This is a genomic window from Streptomyces sp. E-08 (assembly GCF_049913095.1).
In the GTDB taxonomy this organism is placed as follows: domain Bacteria; phylum Actinomycetota; class Actinomycetes; order Streptomycetales; family Streptomycetaceae; genus Streptomyces.
On record NZ_CP183971.1, the window covers coordinates 3,174,695 to 3,191,934 of the forward strand.

A 17,240-nucleotide genomic window follows, 5' to 3' on the forward strand; every position below is an offset into this window, starting at 1 on the left:
GCGGGTTGGGGGGCCGTTGTGTCGTGAACTTAGGTTAGGCTAACCTAAGTCACGACCGACCGAGTCCGCTCCCGGAAGGGCCCCCACACATGCGTTCCCACCTGCTCAACGACACGACGGCGGAGAGCTACCGGCGCTCCGTCACCGAAGGAGTGGAGCGGGTGGCGAGGAAACTCGCCATGACACGCGGCCCGTTCACGGGCGTGACGCCCGCCGAGCTGGCCCCTGTCGTCGACGCCGTCGATCTCGACCAGCCCCTCGGCGACTCCTCCGCCGCCCTCGACGAGCTGGAGAGCGTCTACCTCCGTGACGCCGTCTACTTCCACCACCCCCGCTACCTCGGGCACCTCAACTGCCCGGTGGTCATCCCCGCCGTCCTCGGCGAGGCCGTCCTCTCGGCGGTCAACTCCTCCCTCGACACCTGGGACCAGAGCGCCGGCGGCACCCTCATCGAGCGGAAACTGATCGACTGGACCACCGGCCGCATCGGCCTCGGCCCGCTCGCCGACGGCGTCTTCACCAGCGGCGGCACCCAGTCCAACCTCCAGGCACTGCTCCTCGCCCGCGAGGAGGCCGGCACCGCCGACCTGTCCAAGCTGCGGATCTTCTCCTCCGAGTGCAGCCACTTCAGCGTCCAGAAGTCGGCCCAGCTGCTCGGCCTCGGCCGCGACGCCGTCGTCTCCGTCCCCGTCGACGCCGTCAAGCGCATGCAGTCCGTCGTCCTCGCCGCCGAGCTGGAGGCCTGCCGCGCCGAGGGCCTGATCCCGATGGCGATCGTCGCCACCGCCGGCACCACCGACTTCGGCTCCATCGACCCGCTGCCCGAGATCGCCGCCCTCGCCGCCGAGTACGGCGCCTGGATGCACGTCGACGCCGCCTACGGCTGCGGACTGCTCGCCTCCACGACCCGCCGCCACCTCCTGGACGGCATCGAACTGGCCGACTCGGTCACCGTCGACTACCACAAGTCCTTCTTCCAGCCGGTGAGTTCCTCCGCCGTCCTGGTCCGCGACGGCGCCACCCTGCGCCACGCGACCTACCACGCGGACTACCTCAACCCTCTCCCCCAAGCTCTCGGCTTCGCTGGAGCAGGGGGGACCCCCACGACGCTCGCCGAGCAGATTCCCAACCAGGTCGACAAGTCCCTCCAGACCACCCGCCGCTTCGACGCGCTCAAGCTCTGGATGACCCTGCGCGTGATGGGCGCCGACGGTGTCGGGGAGCTCTTCGACGAAGTCTGCGACCTGGCCCGGGAGGGCTTCGAGCTGCTCGCCGCCGACCCGCGCTACGACGTCGTGGTCGAGCCGCAGCTCTCCACGCTCGTCTACCGGTACGTCCCGGAGGCCGCCGCCTCCCCCGAGGACGTCGACCGGGCCAACCTCCACGCCCGCAAGGCCCTGTTCGCCTCCGGCGAGGCCGTCGTCGCCGGCACCAAGGTCGGCGGCCGCCAGTACCTCAAGTTCACCTTGCTCAACCCCGAGACCACCGCGGCCGACATCGCCGCCGTCCTCGATCTGATAGCCGGCCACGCCGAGCAGTACCTGGGAGAGAACCTTGTCCACGCCTGAGATCCACGACTTCATCGGCATCGGGCTCGGTCCGTTCAACCTCGGACTCGCCTGCCTGACCGAGCCGATCACCGAGCTGAACGGCGTCTTCCTGGAGTCCAAGCCGGACTTCGAGTGGCACTCGGGGATGTTCCTCGAAGGCGCCCACCTCCAGACCCCGTTCATGTCGGACCTGGTCACCCTCGCGGACCCGACCTCGCCGTACTCCTTCCTCAGCTACCTGAAGGAGAAGGGCCGCCTCTACTCGTTCTACATCCGGGAGAACTTCTACCCGCTGCGGACCGAGTACAACGACTACTGCCGCTGGGCCGCCGGGAAGCTCACCTCGATCCGCTTCTCCACCACCGTGGCGTCGGTCGCCTACGACGAGGCCGCCGAGCTCTACGCGGTCACCACCGAGGCGGGCGAAACGTTCCGCTCGCGGCGGATCGTCCTCGGCACCGGCACCCCGCCGTACGTCCCCGAGACCTGCGCGGACCTCGGCGGCGACCTGATCCACAACTCGCGCTACCTCCCGCACAAGGAGGAGCTCCAGAAGAAGAAGTCGATCACCCTGGTCGGCAGCGGCCAGAGCGCCGCCGAGATCTACTACGACCTGCTGGGCGAGATCGACGTCCACGGGTACCAGCTGAACTGGGTGACCCGCTCCCCCCGCTTCTTCCCCCTCGAATACACCAAACTCACCCTGGAGATGACCTCCCCGGAGTACGTGGACTACTTCCACGCGCTGCCCGAGAAGACCCGCTACCGCCTGGAGACGCAGCAGAAGGGCCTCTTCAAGGGCATCGACGGCGAGCTCATCGACGCCATCTTCGACCTGCTCTACCAGAAGAACCTGGGCGGCCCCGTCCCCACCCGCCTCCTGACCAACTCGGCCCTGGACACCGCCGCGTACGACGCCGCGACGGGCACGTACACGCTCGGCTTCCGCCAGGAGGAGCAGGAGAAGGACTTCACGGTCGAGACCGAGGGCCTGATCCTCGCCACCGGATACAGGTACGCCGTCCCCGCCTTCCTGGAGCCGGTCCGCGACCGCCTCCGCTTCGACGGCCAGGGCCGCTTCGACGTGGCCCGCAACTACGCGGTCGACACGACGGGCCGCGGGATCTTCCTGCAGAACGCCGGCGTGCACACGCACTCGATCACCTCGCCCGACCTGGGCATGGGCCCGTACCGCAACGCGTACATCATCGGGGAGATGCTGGGCTCCGAGTACTACCCCGTAGAGAAGTCCATCGCGTTCCAGGAGTTCGCCATATGACCGTCCAGACCGTGCAGATACGCCCGCTCGACCCCACTCGGGACGCCGAGCTGATCCACCCCTGGGTCACCCACCCCAAGGCCGCCTTCTGGATGATGCAGGACGCGAAACTCCAGGACGTCGAGCGCGAGTACATGGCGATCGCCGCCCACCCGCACCACGACGCCTTCATCGGCCTCGTCGACGGCGAGCCCGCCTTCCTGATGGAGCGGTACGACCCGTCGGAGCTGGAACTGGTCGGGCTCTACGAGCCGCTCCCCGGAGACGTCGGCATGCACTTCCTCGTCGCGCCCACCGACACCCCCGTGCACGGCTTCACCCGTACGGTGATCACCGCGGTCATGGCGGAGCTGTTCGCCGACCCGGCGACCGCCCGCGTGGTCGTCGAGCCCGACGTCCGCAACAAGGCCGTGCACGCGCTCAACGAGGCCGTCGGCTTCGTGGCCGAGCGCGAGATCCAGAAGCCGGAGAAGAAGGCCCTGCTGAGCTTCTGCACCCGCGCCCAGTTCGAGACCGCCGTCGGAGCCGCGATATGAACCCCGTCGCACACCTCACCCCCGAGCGCTGGGCCGCCGCCGGCCGCGCCCTGATCCGCAAGGGCCTCGCCGAGTTCGCCCACGAGCGGCTGATCGACCCCAAGGAGCTGGGCGAGAGCCGCTACCAGGTCCTCAGCGACGACGGCACCACCGAGTACCGCTTCACCGCCGACCGCTTCGCGCTCGACCACTGGCAGGTCTACCCGGACTCGATCAGCCGCCACCGGGGCGACGAGCAGCTCCCGCTCGACGCGCTCCAGTTCATCACCGAGCTGCGCGGCTCCCTCGGTCTGAGCGACGAGATCCTGCCGGTCTACCTGGAGGAGATCTCGTCCACCCTGGCCGGTACGGCCTACAAGGCGACCAAGCCGCCCGTCCCCTCCGCCGAGCTGGCCCGCGCCGGCTTCCAGGCGATCGAGACCGGGATGACCGAGGGCCACCCCTGCTTCGTCGCCAACAACGGCCGGCTCGGCTTCGGCGTCGACGAGTACCGGGCGTACGCCCCCGAGGCGGCGAGCGAGATCCGGCTCGTCTGGCTGGCCGCGCACCGCGACCGGGCCACGTTCACGGCGGGCGCGGGCATCGAGTACGAGGCGTTCGTCCGCGCCGAGCTGGGCGACGCGGCGGTGGACGGCTTCGCCGCGACCCTCGCCGCCCAGGGCCTGGACCTGGCCGACTACCTCCTCATGCCGGCCCACCCCTGGCAGTGGTGGAACAAGCTGTCCGTCACCTTCGCCGCCGAGGTCGCGCAGCAGCGCCTGGTGTACCTGGGCGAGGGCGACGACGGCTACCTGGCGCAGCAGTCGATCCGTACCTTCTTCAACGCCTCGGATCCGGCGAAGCACTACGTCAAGACGGCCCTCTCGGTCCTCAACATGGGCTTCATGCGGGGCCTGTCGGCCGCGTACATGGAGGCCACCCCGGCGATCAACGACTGGCTGCACGGCCTGATCGAGTCGGACCGGACCCTGAAGGCGGCCCGCTTCTCGATCATCCGCGAGCGGGCGGCGGTCGGCTACCGGCACCTGGAGTACGAGGCCGCCACCGACCGCTACTCCCCCTACCGCAAGATGCTGGCCGCGCTCTGGCGCGAGTCCCCGGTGCCGTCCCTCGCGGAGGGCGAGCGCCTGGCGACGATGGCCTCGCTGCTCCACCTGGACCACGCGGGCGCGTCCTTCGCGGGCGCGCTGATCAAGGAGTCGGGCCTGGAGCCGGGGGTGTGGCTGCGCCGGTACCTGGACGCGTACCTCCTCCCGGTCCTGCACTGCTTCTACGCGTACGACCTGGTCTACATGCCGCACGGCGAGAACGTGATCCTGGTCCTGGACGAGCGGGGCGCGGTCGACCGGGCGGTCTTCAAGGACATCGCCGAGGAGATCTGCGTGATGGACCCGGCGGCGGTCCTGCCGCCGGCGGTGGAGCGCGTCCGCGCCGAGGTCCCGGAGGACATGAAGCTCCTCTCGGTCTTCACGGACGTCTTCGACTGCTTCTTCCGCTTCCTGGGCGCGACCCTGGCGGCGGAGGGTGTCCTCCCGGAGGACGACTTCTGGCGCGCGGTGGCGGAGTGCGTCCGCGACTACCAGCGGTCGAAGCCGGAGCTGTCGGACCGCTTCGCGCAGTACGACATGTTCGCGGAGACCTTCGCGCTGTCGGCCCTGAACCGCCTCCAGCTCCGCAACAACCGCCAGATGGTCGACCTGGCGGACCCGTCGGCGGCCCTCCAGCTGGTCGGCGACCTGGTGAACCCGATCGCCCGGTTCGCCTGACCCTCCCGGAACCGACACGGGCCCCGGCGGAGTACGGTCCTCCGCCGGGGCCCGTCGTCATGCCCTACTCCGCCGGCCAGGGCACCTCGGGCGAGCGGTACCAGCTGATGCCCAGCGCGTCGAAGCGCGGGGCCTGCTCGGCGAGGCGGACCTTGTACGTGTCCCAGTCGCGGGCCGACTCCGGCGACCAGCCCAGTTCCGCCACGCCCGGCAGGCGCGGGAAGGCCATGACGTCGAGGTCCGCGGCGGAGGCGAGGGTCTCGGTCCACAGCGGGGCCTCGACGCCCCTGACGGCGCTCTCCGGGGCGCCGGCGAGGTAGGTGGCCGGGTTCCAGTCGTAGGAACGCCGTACCTCGACGTATCCGGCCCAGGCCAGGCCGAGCGGGGTGTCCTTCGTGTACTTCATGTCGAGGTAGGTGCGGTCGGCGGGCGAGAGGATCAGGCCCGTGCCGTTGCGGGCGGCGGCCGCGACCCGCTCCTTCTCCTCGGCGGGGGTGCGGTCCAGGCCCCAGTACTGGACGAGGGCGCCCTTCGCGGGGGTGGCGCCGGTCAGCTGGTGCCAGCCGACGACGGTCTTGCCGTACCTGGCGACGACCGGCTGCACCTTGTCCATGAAGGTGACGTAGTCCGCGTGGCTGGTGGAGTGGGCCTCGTCGCCGCCGATGTGGAGGTAGCGGCCGGGGGTGAGGGCGGCGATCTCCCGGACGACGTCGTCGACGAAGTCGTACGTGACGGCCTTGGGCACGCACAGGGAGCTGAAGCCGACCTTGGTGCCGGTGTAGAGCGGCGGGGCGGCGCCGTCGCAGGTCAGGTCGGCGTAGGAGGCGAGCGCGGCGTTGGTGTGGCCGGGCATGTCGATCTCGGGGATCACCTCCTGGTAGCGGGAGGCGGCGTACTCGACGATCTCCCGGTACTGCGCCTTCGTGTAGAAGCCGCCGGGGCCGCCGCCGACCTCGGTGGAGCCGCCGTGGGTGGTGAGCCGGGGCCAGGAGTCGATCGCGATGCGCCAGCCCTGGTCGTCGGAGAGGTGCAGGTGGAGGGTGTTCACCTTGTAGAGGGCGAGCTGGTCGATGTACCGCTTCACCTCGTCGACGGAGAAGAAGTGGCGGGCGACGTCGAGCATGGCGCCCCGGTAGGCGTAGCGCGGGGTGTCGACGACGGTGCCGCCGGCGATCTTCCAGGGTCCGGGCTGGACGCTCTTGCGCTCCACGGCGGAGGGCAGCTGCTGGCGCAGGGTCTGGACGCCGCGGAAGAGGCCGGCGGGTTCGCGGGCGGTGAGGGTGAGGCCGTCGGGTCCGGAGCTGAGCCGGTAGCCCTCGTCGCCGAGGCCGGTGTCGTCGGGGTCGAGGCGGAGCCGGATGCCGCGCCCGGCGGCCGCGTCGTCGACGACGGGCAGCGGGAAGCCGGTGGCGGGGCGGAGGAGTCCGGCGAGGTAGCGGCCGATGGCCCGGGACTCGACGGAGTCCTCGTCGATGCCGATGCGGGTGGCGGCGGTGAGGGTGTAGGGCTCGCCCCCGGGGGCGACGGAGGCGGGTACGGGCACGATCCGGCCGAGCGGGCGGACCTCGGGCTCGGCGGCGGCCCTGCCGGGCGTCTTGGCATCGACGCTGTCGCCGTCGGCGGCGGCCTCGCCGCAGCCGACTCCGGCGGTCGCGAACAGGAGCAGGGATCCGATCAGGCGCGGAATCGTTCGACGCTGTCTCACAGGCGGGGTCCCCTTCGGGTGATCGACACGTCCGTCGTTCTGTATATCCCTTTGGCCACCATGCGTACCGCTCGCCCTACTCGGGGTCAAGGTCTGGACCAACTGGCCGATCCATCGTATCGATCATGACCTCCCTGCCCGAAATCGGGCAGGATTCTTGCGAAGGGCGTACATGACCCCTCAGTATTCACGGGTGCTCGAACGCCGCCCGTCGCACGACGACCTCATCGACCACCTGGTCCGCAGCACCGCGCTCCAGCGCGGTGAGGCCGCCCGGGTGGTGCTCGACGTGCTGGCGTACTTCGACGAGACGACCGAGGAGTTCGTCCGCCGCCGCCACCGCGAGCTGCAGTCCGGCGGCGCGGTGAACGCCGAGATCTTCGAACGGATCGCGGCGGAGCTGCCGCACCGGGCGGTGGCGCCACCGGAGCTCTCGCTCCGGCAGCTGCGCCGCATCGTCTACGGCTGAGCAGCACTCATCACCAACCTGGAGGGGTTTCACCTTTATGTGCGGAATCGTCGGTTACATCGGTAAGCGCGACGTCGCCCCGCTGCTCCTGGAGGGCCTGGCCCGCCTCGAGTACCGCGGCTACGACTCGGCCGGCATGGTCATCACCAGCCCGAAGGCCTCCGGTCTGAAGATGGTGAAGGCCAAGGGCCGCGTCCGCGACCTGGAGGCCAAGGTCCCCAAGCGCTTCACCGGCACCACCGGCATCGCCCACACCCGCTGGGCCACGCACGGCGCCCCGAGCGACATCAACTCCCACCCGCACCTCGACCCCGAGAACAAGGTCGCGGTCGTCCACAACGGCATCGTGGACAACGCCCAGGAGCTCCGCGCCAAGCTGGAGGCCGAGGGCGTCGTCTTCGCCTCCGAGACGGACACCGAGGTCATCACCCACCTCATCGCCCGCTCCCAGGCCGAGACGCTGGAGGAGAAGGTCCGCGAGGCGCTCAAGGCCATCGAGGGCACCTACGGCATCGCCGTGATGCACGCCGACTTCAACGACCGCATCGTGGTGGCCCGCAACGGCTCCCCGGTCATCCTCGGCATCGGCGAGAAGGAGATGCTCGTCGCCTCCGACGTCGCCGCCCTGATCGCCCACACCCGCCAGGTCGTCACCCTCGACGACGGCGAGATGGCCACCCTCAAGGCCGACGACTTCCGCACCTACACGACCTCGGGCGCCTCCACCACGGCCACCCCCGAGACCGTCGAGTGGGAGGCCGCCTCCTACGACATGGGCGGCCACGACACGTTCATGCACAAGGAGATCTCCGAGCAGCCCGACGCGGTCGACCGCGTGCTGCGCGGCCGGATCGACGACCGCTTCTCCACCGTGCACCTGGGCGGCCTGAACCTGGACCCGCGCGAGGCCCGCACCATCCGCCGCATCAAGATCCTCGGCTGCGGCACCTCGTACCACGCCGGCCTCATCGGCGCCGGGCTCATCGAGTCCATGGCCCGCATCCCCGCCGACGCCGAGCCGGCCTCGGAGTTCCGCTACCGCAACCCGGTCGTGGACCCCGACACCCTCTACATCGCCGTCTCCCAGTCCGGTGAGACCTACGACGTGCTCGCCGCCGTCCAGGAGCTCAAGCGGAAGGGCGCCCGCGTCCTCGGCGTCGTCAACGTCGTCGGCTCGGCCATCGCCCGCGAGGCCGACGGCGGCGTGTACGTCCACGCCGGCCCCGAGGTCTGCGTCGTCTCCACCAAGTGCTTCACCAACACGGTCACGGCCTTCGCGCTGCTCGCCCTGCACCTGGGCCGCATCCGCGACCTGTCCGTCACCGACGGCAAGCGGATCATCGAGGGCCTGCGCAAGCTGCCCGCGCAGATCGAGGAGATCCTCAAGACCGAGGACGAGATCAAGAAGATCGCCGCGGAGTACGCCGGCGCCCAGTCGATGATGTTCATCGGCCGTGTGCGCGGCTACCCCGTCGCCCTGGAGGCCTCCCTCAAGCTGAAGGAGATCTCCTACATCCACGCCGAGGCGTACCCGGCGTCCGAGCTGAAGCACGGCCCGCTCGCCCTCATCGAGCCGGCCCTGCCGACGGTCGCGATCGTCCCCGACGACGACCTGCTCGAGAAGAACCGCGCCGCCCTGGAGGAGATCAAGGCCCGCAGCGGCCGCATCCTCGCCGTCGCGCACCAGCCGCAGGCGAAGGCCGACCACACCATCGTCGTCCCGAAGAACGAGGACGAGCTGGACCCGATCCTCATGGGCATCCCGCTCCAGCTCCTCGCCTACCACACGGCGCTCGCCATGGGCCGTGACATCGACAAGCCGCGCAACCTGGCGAAGTCCGTCACCGTCGAGTAGGCACCACCCGGCCTGGTAGGCCTCTCCAGCCGTCGCGGCCGAGGCGCGCGTCCGGGCCTGTCCCCCGGGCGCCGCGCTCCTCCGGGCCTGTCCCCCGGAGCCTCGGCCGGACACCCAGCGGTCCCCGTGCACACCTCCCGTGCACGGGGACCGCTGTTCTTTCAGGTGGATCAGCCCGCGGCCGGGGCGCTGCCGCCCGCCGCGCGGCGCAGGGCCGTCGGCCAGCCGGCGACCGCGGCCGTGGCGCCGTACCAGGCGACCAGACCCGCGACGGCGGCGACCCAGCCGCCCGCCTTCCCGAGGCCGCCGTTGTCGGCGAGGGCGCCGATGCCGAGCAGCAGCAGCGCGACGAACAGGAGCCCGTACACGCCCTGGCCGAAGAGCCCGCTGCCCGCGGCCGCCATGGTCAGCGTGAGCGCGAGGAGCGCCCACAGGAGCAGGAAGAGCCCCATGGCGTCGGCCGAGGCGTGCCCGCCGGCGCCGCTGCCCCAGGTGAACCAGAAGGCGCCGAGCGCCGCATACGCGGTGCCTTCGCCCTTGTCGCCCGCGCGCAGGGCGAGCAGTCCGACGAGGAAGAGGGTCACGCCGCCGACCCAGGTGGCGAGACCCGCGGCATCCGCTGCCGCGACGTTGTCGATGACACCGGTTCCGCCCAGGCCGAAGGCCAGCAGGGTCAGTCCGAGTGCCAGGTGTCCGAGCGTGGAAGTGGTGTTTCCCGCGGCGACTTCGTTGTTCACGGCGGGCTCCCTTCAGGTGTGCAGTTGTACCTGCGTGAGCTGCTGTTCCGGTGACCTTTATGTACCCTTCACAAGCGCACAATTCACCTGAGGAAGGCTGAATTTATGGCTTGATGACGGCAGTTGAACCGGAGACCTGACGGGACGTACGAGAAGGGGGCCGCGTCCGGGGGGAGTTACGGGATGACGATCACGGGCCGCTGGGCACGGCGCGCGAGCCGGCCGGCGACCGAGCCGAAGATCCGGCCGACGATCCCGTGCGTGGAGCCGACCACGATCGCGTCGGCCGAGTACTCCCGGCCGACCTCCTCCAGCTCGTGGCAGATGTCCCCGCCGCGCTCGACGAGGATCCACGGCACCTCGGCGAGGTGCTCGGCGCAGGCCAGCTCCAGACCGAGGACCTCGGTGCGGTGGTCCGGCACGTCGACGAAGACCGGGGGCTCGCAGCCGGCCCACACCGTGGTGGGCAGCCGATTGGCCACGTGCACGATGATCAGGCCCGATCCGGAGCGGCGGGCCATGCCGATGGCGTACGCGAGGGCGCGCTCACTGGACATGGAACCGTCGAAGCCGACGACCACCCCGTGCCGGAAGGCCGGGTCGCAGGCATGACGTGGCTGTTCTACCGCGAGGGGGTCGACCGTGGAATCGGCGACGCGCTTGCGGTCCGCGGGTTCGGGGAATTCGTGACCGGCCATCGGTGTCTCGGCGAAGAGGGTCCTCGTGGGAAGGGACGGGGAAAAGGGGGGGCGAACGACGGGTGGCGGCGGAGCTGTGTCCGGGAATCATCTTCCCAAGCCCATACCCCCAAGGGTACGGCGACACTCCTCTCCTGCCCAGAGCCCGCCGTGCCACACCCGGCGTGCCCGCCGCTCGCGCGCGGCGTTCCAGGGAGCATGCACGAGGGGTTCGGGATCTGGCAATGCCGGATGTGCCCTACAGGCGTCCGTACGGGGGCTAAACGGACGTCGCCCAGAGTGACCGGAACGTTCCGTTCCTCGTTGCCACAGGTCCAGCCCACCGTCGCAGGGAGACCGCCCGTGCCCGCACCATCGACCGCCGCCGGCCAGACCCCCACCGTCCCCGTCACCGCGCTCGGCGCGCCCCGCGGCCGCCGCCGGGCGCCCGCCCTCCCCCCGGCCGCGGGCGCGGCCCCGGAGCCTGGGACGGGGGCGGGCACGAGGGCGGCGGACGAGGCCGGCGACGTCGTCCGCTGGGCGGCCTTCTGCTGCGTCCTGGTCCCCGTGGTCCTCGTCGCCTACGGCACCTCGCTCGGCGGGGCCGCCGGGACCGCGCTCGGACTCGTCTCCGTGACGGCGGCCTGTCGGCTGCTGCTGCGCCGCTCGGAGCGCGGACTGCGCGCGGAGACGGTGCGGCCGCGGCGCCGGAACTAGCCGCAGAGGGGTCCCGGGCCGGCCCCGCCCCTCTTCGAGTTGACAGGTTCGTACACCCGACCCCATATGTTTTCAGCCAACTTCCAGCCATCGGCGAGTCCTTGGCGGAACGGTTGGCCAACCCCGGCACCGAAGGCCCCGGAAGCCCCGTCCCGAGGGCCCACACCCCCCGCGTACGGGGGCGTTCGCCACACCGCGCCTCCCCACGGGGGCCGTCGGAGGCAAGATCTCGCGATCGATCGCTTCACGCCAAGTTGCCTTGTCGACAATCCACCGGATGGAGAACTTGTCACGCCGGCGCCACGGGACACAGTAGATTCGATCATGGGTACCGAAGACTGGGGTCTCGTGCAAAACCGAGGGGAAACGTGCAGGAGCGACACGACCAGGGAGACGCGAACACCGAGGGGGGCTTAGCGTCATGAGCCAGGACTCCGCCGCACCGGAGGTCGCACGGAAGCTGTCCGGGCGCCGCCGTCGCGAAGTCGTCGCGGTGCTGCTGTTCAGCGGCGGCCCCATCTTCGAGAGCTCCATCCCGCTCTCCGTGTTCGGCATCGACCGGCAGGACGCCGGAGTGCCCCGCTACCGGCTGCTCGTCTGCGCCGGCGAAGAGGGCCCGCTGCGGACCACCGGCGGGCTCGAACTCACCGCGCCGTACGGCCTGGAGGCCATCGGCCGGGCGGGCACCGTCGTCGTCCCGGCCTGGCGGTCGATCACCTCGCCGCCGCCGCCGGAGGCGCTCGAAGCGCTGCGCCGCGCACACGAGGAGGGGGCCAGGATCGTCGGGCTGTGCACCGGGGCGTTCGTCCTGGCCGCGGCCGGACTGCTCGACGGCCGACCGGCGACGACGCACTGGATGTACGCGCCGACGCTCGCCAAGCGCTACCCGTCGGTCCACGTGGACCCCCGGGAGCTCTTCGTCGACGACGGGGACGTGCTGACCTCCGCCGGCACCGCGGCCGGAATCGATCTGTGTCTGCACATCGTGCGGACCGACCACGGCACGGAGGCCGCGGGCGCCCTGGCGCGCCGGCTGGTCGTCCCGCCGCGGCGCAGCGGCGGTCAGGAGCGCTACCTCGACAGGTCTTTACCCGAGGAGATCGGCGCCGACCCGCTGGCCGAGGTCGTCGCCTGGGCGCTGGAGCACCTCCACGAGCAGTTCGACGTGGAGACCCTCGCCGCGCGCGCCTACATGTCACGGCGGACCTTCGACCGCCGGTTCCGCTCGCTGACGGGCTCGGCCCCGCTCCAGTGGCTGATCACCCAGCGGGTGCTGCAGGCGCAGCGGCTGCTCGAGACCTCCGACTACTCGGTCGACGAGGTCGCGGGCCGGTGCGGCTTCCGGTCCCCGGTGGCGCTGCGCGGCCACTTCCGGCGCCAGCTCGGCTCCTCGCCGGCCGCCTACCGCGCGGCGTACCGCGCCCGGCGTCCGCAGGGCGAGACCGGTACGGCGGTGCTCGAAGCGGCCGCGGTGCCGGCGCAGGGCCCGGCGGGGCTCCGCAGGCCCCTGGAGCCGGGCAAGCCGCAGTCGGACGCGTACGCGCCGGGCCGCCCGGCCCTGCCGGGCCAGCGCACCGCGCCGTAACAGGACCGCCGCCGCCACAAGCGGCGCGACGCAGGAACGAAGGGCCCTCGGGGACACCTCCCCGGGGGCCCTTCGGCCTGCACGGAACTTTTCCCTCCGGAACCCCGTCCCCTACCCGACGGGCAGGAACGCAACCCTCTCCGGTGTATTGGAATGATCACCTTGCGGAGTGCGCCCGACAGTGGTGATGATGCGTCACTTTTTCCGACATGGCGCCTGCTACTTTCCCCGGGATCATGCGTCGAAAGGAAATGTGATGAACGTCAGGCGTCTCTTCGCTTCCGGGGGCCTCGCACTTGCCGTCGTCGGATCGTCCCTCGCTCTCGCGGCCCCGGCCCAGGCCGTCATCGGGTGCGCCGACTTCCATGCCTGCCTGTACTACAACTCCGACTACAAGGGGGCGATGTTCAAGCAGGAGTACGACACTCCGGACTATTCAGGGCGCTACTTCGAGAGCAGCCTCGCCGGCAGCACCGGCAACGGAGTGGTGGTCAAGAACAATGCCGCCTCCGTGGACAACTGGGACAGAGTCAGCCGCATTCGGATCTATTACAACTCGAACTACAACGGCAACTACGCGTACCAGACCATCGCGGCGGACGGAAAAGCGAACCTCAACGCGACGATGAAGAACAACAACGCCTCCGGCAAGTTCATCGACTACGGAACGGGCTGACCGTCCCGCCACCCCGGCACAGGAGGGGCGCCCCGTGCGGCGACGCACGAAGGAGCGCCCCTCCCGCTCCGTCCCGCTCCGGAACACCCCCTCTAAGGAACGACGCCCATGGGCACCTCACTCCCCCGCGCCCTTTCGGCCGCGCTTCCCGTCGCGCTCGCGGCCGTCCTGCTCGCCGGCTGCGGCAGTCCTTCCGCCGGCACGGCCGGGGAGGAGTCGGAAATTCCCGTTGCGGCCGGGATACCGACCATCACCACGGCGGTGACCGATCCCGTACCCGTGGAGGCCTATCTGCTCTCCGAGGCGCAGTGGAACAGGCTCGGGCGGGCCGAATACGCGCTGCGGGCGCAATGCATGGAGCGTTTCGGATTCGGGTACGACGATCCGATGCTCGCGGCGGACCCCTCGGGCCAGACCATCTCCCAGTACCGGTACGGCAAGCTGGATCCGGCGAAGACCGCCGTCTACGGGTACAGAATGCCCGCACCCCCGGCCTCCGACTCCGGAACGAGGACGGCGAAGAAGGAGATCAGGAAGATCAGCGCGAACGAGCGCATGATCCTCACCGGAACCCCCGATCCCACGCAGAAGAGCGGAAAGGGCGGCCAGAACATCAAGGGCCGTACGGTGCCCGAGGGCGGCTGTATCGGGGAGGCGCGGGAGAAGCTCGGCCATTACGGGGACTCCCAGGTGGCCGACGACGTGAATCTCGACAGCTTCGGAAAGTCGCTCCAGGACCGGCGGGTCCTGGAGGCCTTCGCCAAGTGGTCCCGGTGCATGGCGGAGAGCGGGTACCGCTACCGAACCCCGATCGAGGCCTCCGACGACAAGAGGTGGATGAGCGAGACGGTGTCCCCGGAGGAGCGGACCGTCGCCACCGCGGACGCCAGGTGCAAGATCCGGAACAACGTCACGGGCGTCTGGTACGCCGTCGACGTCGCCTACCAGAAGCAGGCGATCGAGGCCCACGCCGAGGAGCTCGGCCAGGTGCGGAAGGACATCGAGGGGCAGCTGAGGACCGCCGCGGAGGTCCTGGGCGGCTGAGCCCGGGGGGCGCGGTCCGGCCCGCCCTCTGGGGCGGGACGCTGATCACGTCTTAGGGTAGGACGCATGAACGATCGCATGGTGTGGATCGACTGCGAGATGACCGGGCTCTCGCTGACGGACGACGCACTCATCGAGGTGGCCGCACTGGTCACCGACTCGGAACTGAACGTGCTCGGCGAAGGGGTGGACATCGTGATCCGCCCGCCGGACACGGCCCTGGAGACCATGCCCGAGATCGTGCGCCAGATGCACACGGCCTCGGGGCTGCTCGACGCGCTCGCCGGCGGCACCACGCTCGCCGACGCGGAGGCCCAGGTCCTCGCGTACATCCGCGAGCACGTCAAGGAGCCGGGCAAGGCACCGCTGTGCGGGAACTCGGTCTCCACGGACCGCGGGTTCCTCGCCCGCGACATGCCCGCCCTGGAGAGCCACCTGCACTACCGGATCGTCGATGTCTCCTCGGTCAAGGAGCTGGCCCGCCGCTGGTACCCGAGGGCGTACTTCAACAGTCCGGAGAAGAACGGCAACCACCGGGCGCTCGCGGACATCCGCGAGTCCATCGCCGAGCTGCGCTACTACCGTGAGGCGATCTTCGTCCCGCAGCCCGGCCCCGACTCGGAGACGGCGAAGCGGATCGCCGCCCGCCACGTCGTACCCGCCGAATAGCCGCTCGAACGGGTCCGCTCGCGCCCGCCGAACAATGCGTGCGCGAGCACCCCTCAGAACCCTGTAGACTTCTTCTCGGCCGGTCGGGGAAACCTTCGGGAAAACCGCCGGTCATGGTGGGTATAGCTCAGCTGGTAGAGCACCTGGTTGTGGTCCAGGATGTCGCGGGTTCGAGTCCCGTTACTCACCCTGAAGGCTCAGGCCCCGGTTCGAATGAACCGGGGCCTGAGTCGTTTCCGCGTCGTGGACGCCCATGGGAGCGCTCCCCGGATCCGGGAGCGCTCCTTCGCCTTCGTACGCCGTCACCCGGACTGCCGGGGCCACGGGAGCCTGAAGGAGAAAAGGAGGCGCGCCCCGGCCGGTGGTGGGGGTGGGGTGGTCCGGCCGGGGCGCGCGGTGTGGGGGGCGCGGTGGCTTACCGGTAGGCGCCGAAGGCCTTCGTGAAGGCCAGCGGCTGCTGGAGGATCGAGGAGCAGGTGGGGTCGGCGTAGGTCACGGCGCCGGCCGCGCACTGCCTGTCGCGGGTCGCGGACCACATCGAGAGCCATCCGAGGCCCTTGGACTTCGCGAAGTCCACGAGCTGGGTGGCGTCGTCGACCTTGAAGACCTCGCTGCTGACGTCGTTGACGCCGATCATCGGGGTGACGGCGACGGCCTTCCAGGCGGCCGCGTCGGAGAGGCCGAGGACGCCCTTGACCTGGGCCTGCGTGGCCGTGGCGGCCTGGATCGCGTACGTGCCCATGTCGGCGCTGTACGCGGGCCCGTAGTCCATCGCCATGATGTTGACGGCGTCGACGCGGACCCCGTTCCTCCTGGCGTCGGCGAGCAGGTCCACGCCCGGCTGGGTGAGGCCCTCGGGCATGACCGGCAGGGTGAAGGAGACGTTCAGGCCCGGGTGGGACTTCTGGAGCTGGGCGATCGCCTGGGAGCGGCGGGTGTTGGCGGCGGTGTCGGGCAGGGCCGCGCCCTCGATGTCGAAGTCGACCTTGGTGAGCTTGTACTGGTCGACGGCCTTGCCGTACGCGGCGGCGAGCGCCGAGGAGGTGGAGCAGTTCAGGGCCAGCTCGTGGCCGGCGGCGCCGCCGAAGGAGACCCGGACGTCGCCGCCCTTGGCGCGCAGGGCACCGATCTGGGCCGCGACCTTGTCGTTCGCCAGGTCGGTGACGCCGCCCCACAGCGGGGTGCAGGAGCCGCCGGAGGTGATGAAGGCGAGGTTGAACTCCTTCACGCCGGTGGCGTCGGCGGTCGCGAGCAGGTCGTACGCCGGGTAGAGCGAGGTGTCGACGTACGGGGCGAACATGGCGGCCGGGGCCGGGGCGCCCGTCGCGGTCGCGGTGGGGGTCGGGGTGGGGGCCCCGGTGGAGGTGGCGCTCGAGGTGGGCTTCGGACTCGCGGTGGCGGTCGCGGTGGGCTTCGGGGAGGTGGTCGCCGTGGCCGTCGGCTTCGGGGAGGCCGTCGCGGTGGGCGGGTCGGTGGGGCGGCCGCTGGGGGTGGGGGCGGTGCCTCCGGCGGAACAGGCCGCCTTGTCGATGCGGCAGTTGGCGGGGTCGCCCGCCTGGCCGGCGGCGGAGGTGACGAAGCCGACGGTGACGGACTGGCCGGGCGCCAGCTGCTTGTTCCAGCTCGCGGGCTTCACGGTGACGTGGCCGCCGGAGACGGTGTGCTCGCCGTTCCAGAGGGAGCCGAGGGTGGTACCGGCCGGGAGGTCGAACTCCAGGGTCCAGTCGGACTGGGCGGCGGACGTCTCGTTGGTGATGACGTACTGACCGGTGTAGCCGCCGGTCCAGGAGCTGGTCCGGGTGTAGGCGGCGCCGACGGCGGCGGCCTGGGCGGTGCCGGTGAGCACGACGGCCGCGCCGCCGACGACGGCCGCCGCGACGGCCGCGCCGATGACCTTGGTGCGGATGCTCGTCCTGCGCCGGTGCGAACTGCTGCCCATCGCGTGCCTGCCTCTGTGTGCCGGGGTGTGGGGGTG

The 17,240-nt window shown here is 70.7% G+C and carries 15 protein-coding genes and 1 tRNA gene; 12 read left to right on the plus strand and 4 right to left on the minus strand.

Annotated features, from left to right (window positions below; genetic code table 11):
- The first annotated feature begins 89 nt into the window (after positions 1-89).
- Genes ACN9MM_RS14425 through ACN9MM_RS14440 form a run of 4 tightly spaced genes read left to right on the plus strand, consistent with a single transcriptional unit; the run spans position 90 to position 5,131 of the window.
- Complete coding sequence (locus ACN9MM_RS14425; RefSeq protein WP_426363997.1) at positions 90-1,568, plus strand: pyridoxal phosphate-dependent decarboxylase family protein; 1,479 nt, start codon at positions 90-92, stop codon at positions 1,566-1,568.
- A complete protein-coding gene (locus ACN9MM_RS14430) occupies positions 1,555-2,829 on the plus strand; it encodes a lysine N(6)-hydroxylase/L-ornithine N(5)-oxygenase family protein (protein WP_426363998.1) in 1,275 nt (424 codons plus the stop codon). The genes ACN9MM_RS14425 and ACN9MM_RS14430 overlap by 14 nt, the downstream gene beginning before the upstream one ends.
- Positions 2,826-3,365 (plus strand): GNAT family N-acetyltransferase, encoded by a 540-nt coding sequence (locus ACN9MM_RS14435; RefSeq protein WP_426363999.1) that lies wholly within the window; start codon positions 2,826-2,828, stop codon positions 3,363-3,365. The genes ACN9MM_RS14430 and ACN9MM_RS14435 overlap by 4 nt, the downstream gene beginning before the upstream one ends.
- Complete coding sequence (locus tag ACN9MM_RS14440) at positions 3,362-5,131, plus strand: IucA/IucC family protein (protein ID WP_426364000.1); 1,770 nt, start codon at positions 3,362-3,364, stop codon at positions 5,129-5,131. Before ACN9MM_RS14435 ends, ACN9MM_RS14440 begins: the two co-directional genes overlap by 4 nt.
- 64 nt (positions 5,132-5,195) lie before the next feature.
- On the opposite strand, the gene ACN9MM_RS14445 is transcribed toward ACN9MM_RS14440, so the two are convergent.
- Positions 5,196-6,836 carry a beta-N-acetylhexosaminidase gene (locus tag ACN9MM_RS14445; protein ID WP_426364001.1) on the minus strand — a complete coding sequence of 547 codons (1,641 nt, stop codon included), beginning with the start codon at positions 6,834-6,836 and terminating at the stop codon, positions 5,196-5,198.
- Positions 6,837-7,029: 193 nt separating this feature from the next.
- Here ACN9MM_RS14445 and ACN9MM_RS14450 point away from each other — a divergent pair, with 193 nt between their 5' ends.
- The gene (locus ACN9MM_RS14450; RefSeq protein ID WP_030210307.1) at positions 7,030-7,305 is read left to right on the plus strand and encodes a hypothetical protein; all 276 of its coding nucleotides are present in this window, start codon (positions 7,030-7,032) and stop codon (positions 7,303-7,305) included.
- A 37-nt stretch (positions 7,306-7,342) separates the two neighbouring features.
- On the plus strand, positions 7,343-9,160 hold the full coding sequence (glmS, locus tag ACN9MM_RS14455; RefSeq protein WP_426364002.1) for a glutamine--fructose-6-phosphate transaminase (isomerizing): 1,818 nt from the start codon (positions 7,343-7,345) through the stop codon (positions 9,158-9,160).
- 170 nt (positions 9,161-9,330) lie between these two features.
- Here the strand turns inward: glmS and ACN9MM_RS14460 are convergent, their stop codons facing one another.
- Positions 9,331-9,897: a GPR1/FUN34/YaaH family transporter gene (locus tag ACN9MM_RS14460; RefSeq protein WP_383665718.1), complete on the minus strand. Its 567-nt coding sequence runs from the start codon at positions 9,895-9,897 to the stop codon at positions 9,331-9,333.
- A 176-nt stretch (positions 9,898-10,073) separates the two neighbouring features.
- Positions 10,074-10,595, minus strand: coding sequence for a universal stress protein (locus tag ACN9MM_RS14465; RefSeq protein ID WP_329850960.1), 522 nt, complete (start codon positions 10,593-10,595; stop codon positions 10,074-10,076).
- Positions 10,596-10,937: 342 nt separating this feature from the next.
- Between ACN9MM_RS14465 and ACN9MM_RS14470 the strand changes: the two genes are divergently transcribed.
- The 6 genes from ACN9MM_RS14470 (at position 10,938) to ACN9MM_RS14495 (ending at position 15,454) form a co-directional block, all read left to right on the plus strand.
- Positions 10,938-11,291 carry a hypothetical protein gene (locus tag ACN9MM_RS14470; protein ID WP_426364003.1) on the plus strand — a complete coding sequence of 118 codons (354 nt, stop codon included), beginning with the start codon at positions 10,938-10,940 and terminating at the stop codon, positions 11,289-11,291.
- A gap of 421 nt (positions 11,292-11,712) precedes the next feature.
- Positions 11,713-12,876, plus strand: a complete 1,164-nt coding sequence (locus ACN9MM_RS14475; protein ID WP_426364004.1) for a helix-turn-helix domain-containing protein — start codon at positions 11,713-11,715, stop codon at positions 12,874-12,876.
- A 256-nt stretch (positions 12,877-13,132) separates the two neighbouring features.
- The gene (locus tag ACN9MM_RS14480) at positions 13,133-13,552 is read left to right on the plus strand and encodes a peptidase inhibitor family I36 protein (RefSeq protein WP_426364005.1); all 420 of its coding nucleotides are present in this window, start codon (positions 13,133-13,135) and stop codon (positions 13,550-13,552) included.
- 108 nt (positions 13,553-13,660) lie between these two features.
- Positions 13,661-14,596: a hypothetical protein gene (locus ACN9MM_RS14485; protein WP_426364006.1), complete on the plus strand. Its 936-nt coding sequence runs from the start codon at positions 13,661-13,663 to the stop codon at positions 14,594-14,596.
- Between the two features lie 66 nt (positions 14,597-14,662).
- Positions 14,663-15,265 carry an oligoribonuclease gene (gene orn / locus ACN9MM_RS14490; RefSeq protein ID WP_382855538.1) on the plus strand — a complete coding sequence of 201 codons (603 nt, stop codon included), beginning with the start codon at positions 14,663-14,665 and terminating at the stop codon, positions 15,263-15,265.
- Positions 15,266-15,381: 116 nt separating this feature from the next.
- A tRNA-His gene (locus ACN9MM_RS14495) sits at positions 15,382-15,454 on the plus strand.
- 226 nt (positions 15,455-15,680) lie between these two features.
- Here the strand turns inward: ACN9MM_RS14495 and ACN9MM_RS14500 are convergent.
- The gene (locus tag ACN9MM_RS14500) at positions 15,681-17,204 is read right to left on the minus strand and encodes a cellulose binding domain-containing protein (RefSeq protein WP_426364007.1); all 1,524 of its coding nucleotides are present in this window, start codon (positions 17,202-17,204) and stop codon (positions 15,681-15,683) included.
- Between the last annotated feature and the right edge of the window lie 36 nt (positions 17,205-17,240).

Excerpts from the sequence above, each read along its gene's own strand:
- ACN9MM_RS14425 (WP_426363997.1), top strand. The coding sequence starts at position 90 with ATGCGTTCCCACCTGCTCAACGACACGACGGCGGAGAGCTACCGGCGC.
- ACN9MM_RS14435 (WP_426363999.1), top strand. The coding sequence starts at position 2,826 with ATGACCGTCCAGACCGTGCAGATACGCCCGCTCGACCCCACTCGGGAC.
- ACN9MM_RS14440 (WP_426364000.1), top strand. The coding sequence starts at position 3,362 with ATGAACCCCGTCGCACACCTCACCCCCGAGCGCTGGGCCGCCGCCGGC.
- glmS (WP_426364002.1), top strand. The coding sequence starts at position 7,343 with ATGTGCGGAATCGTCGGTTACATCGGTAAGCGCGACGTCGCCCCGCTG.
- ACN9MM_RS14465 (WP_329850960.1), bottom strand. The coding sequence starts at position 10,595 with ATGGCCGGTCACGAATTCCCCGAACCCGCGGACCGCAAGCGCGTCGCC.
- ACN9MM_RS14475 (WP_426364004.1), top strand. The coding sequence starts at position 11,713 with ATGAGCCAGGACTCCGCCGCACCGGAGGTCGCACGGAAGCTGTCCGGG.
- ACN9MM_RS14480 (WP_426364005.1), top strand. The coding sequence starts at position 13,133 with ATGAACGTCAGGCGTCTCTTCGCTTCCGGGGGCCTCGCACTTGCCGTC.
- ACN9MM_RS14485 (WP_426364006.1), top strand. The coding sequence starts at position 13,661 with ATGGGCACCTCACTCCCCCGCGCCCTTTCGGCCGCGCTTCCCGTCGCG.
- orn (WP_382855538.1), top strand. The coding sequence starts at position 14,663 with ATGAACGATCGCATGGTGTGGATCGACTGCGAGATGACCGGGCTCTCG.
- ACN9MM_RS14500 (WP_426364007.1), bottom strand. The coding sequence starts at position 17,204 with ATGGGCAGCAGTTCGCACCGGCGCAGGACGAGCATCCGCACCAAGGTC.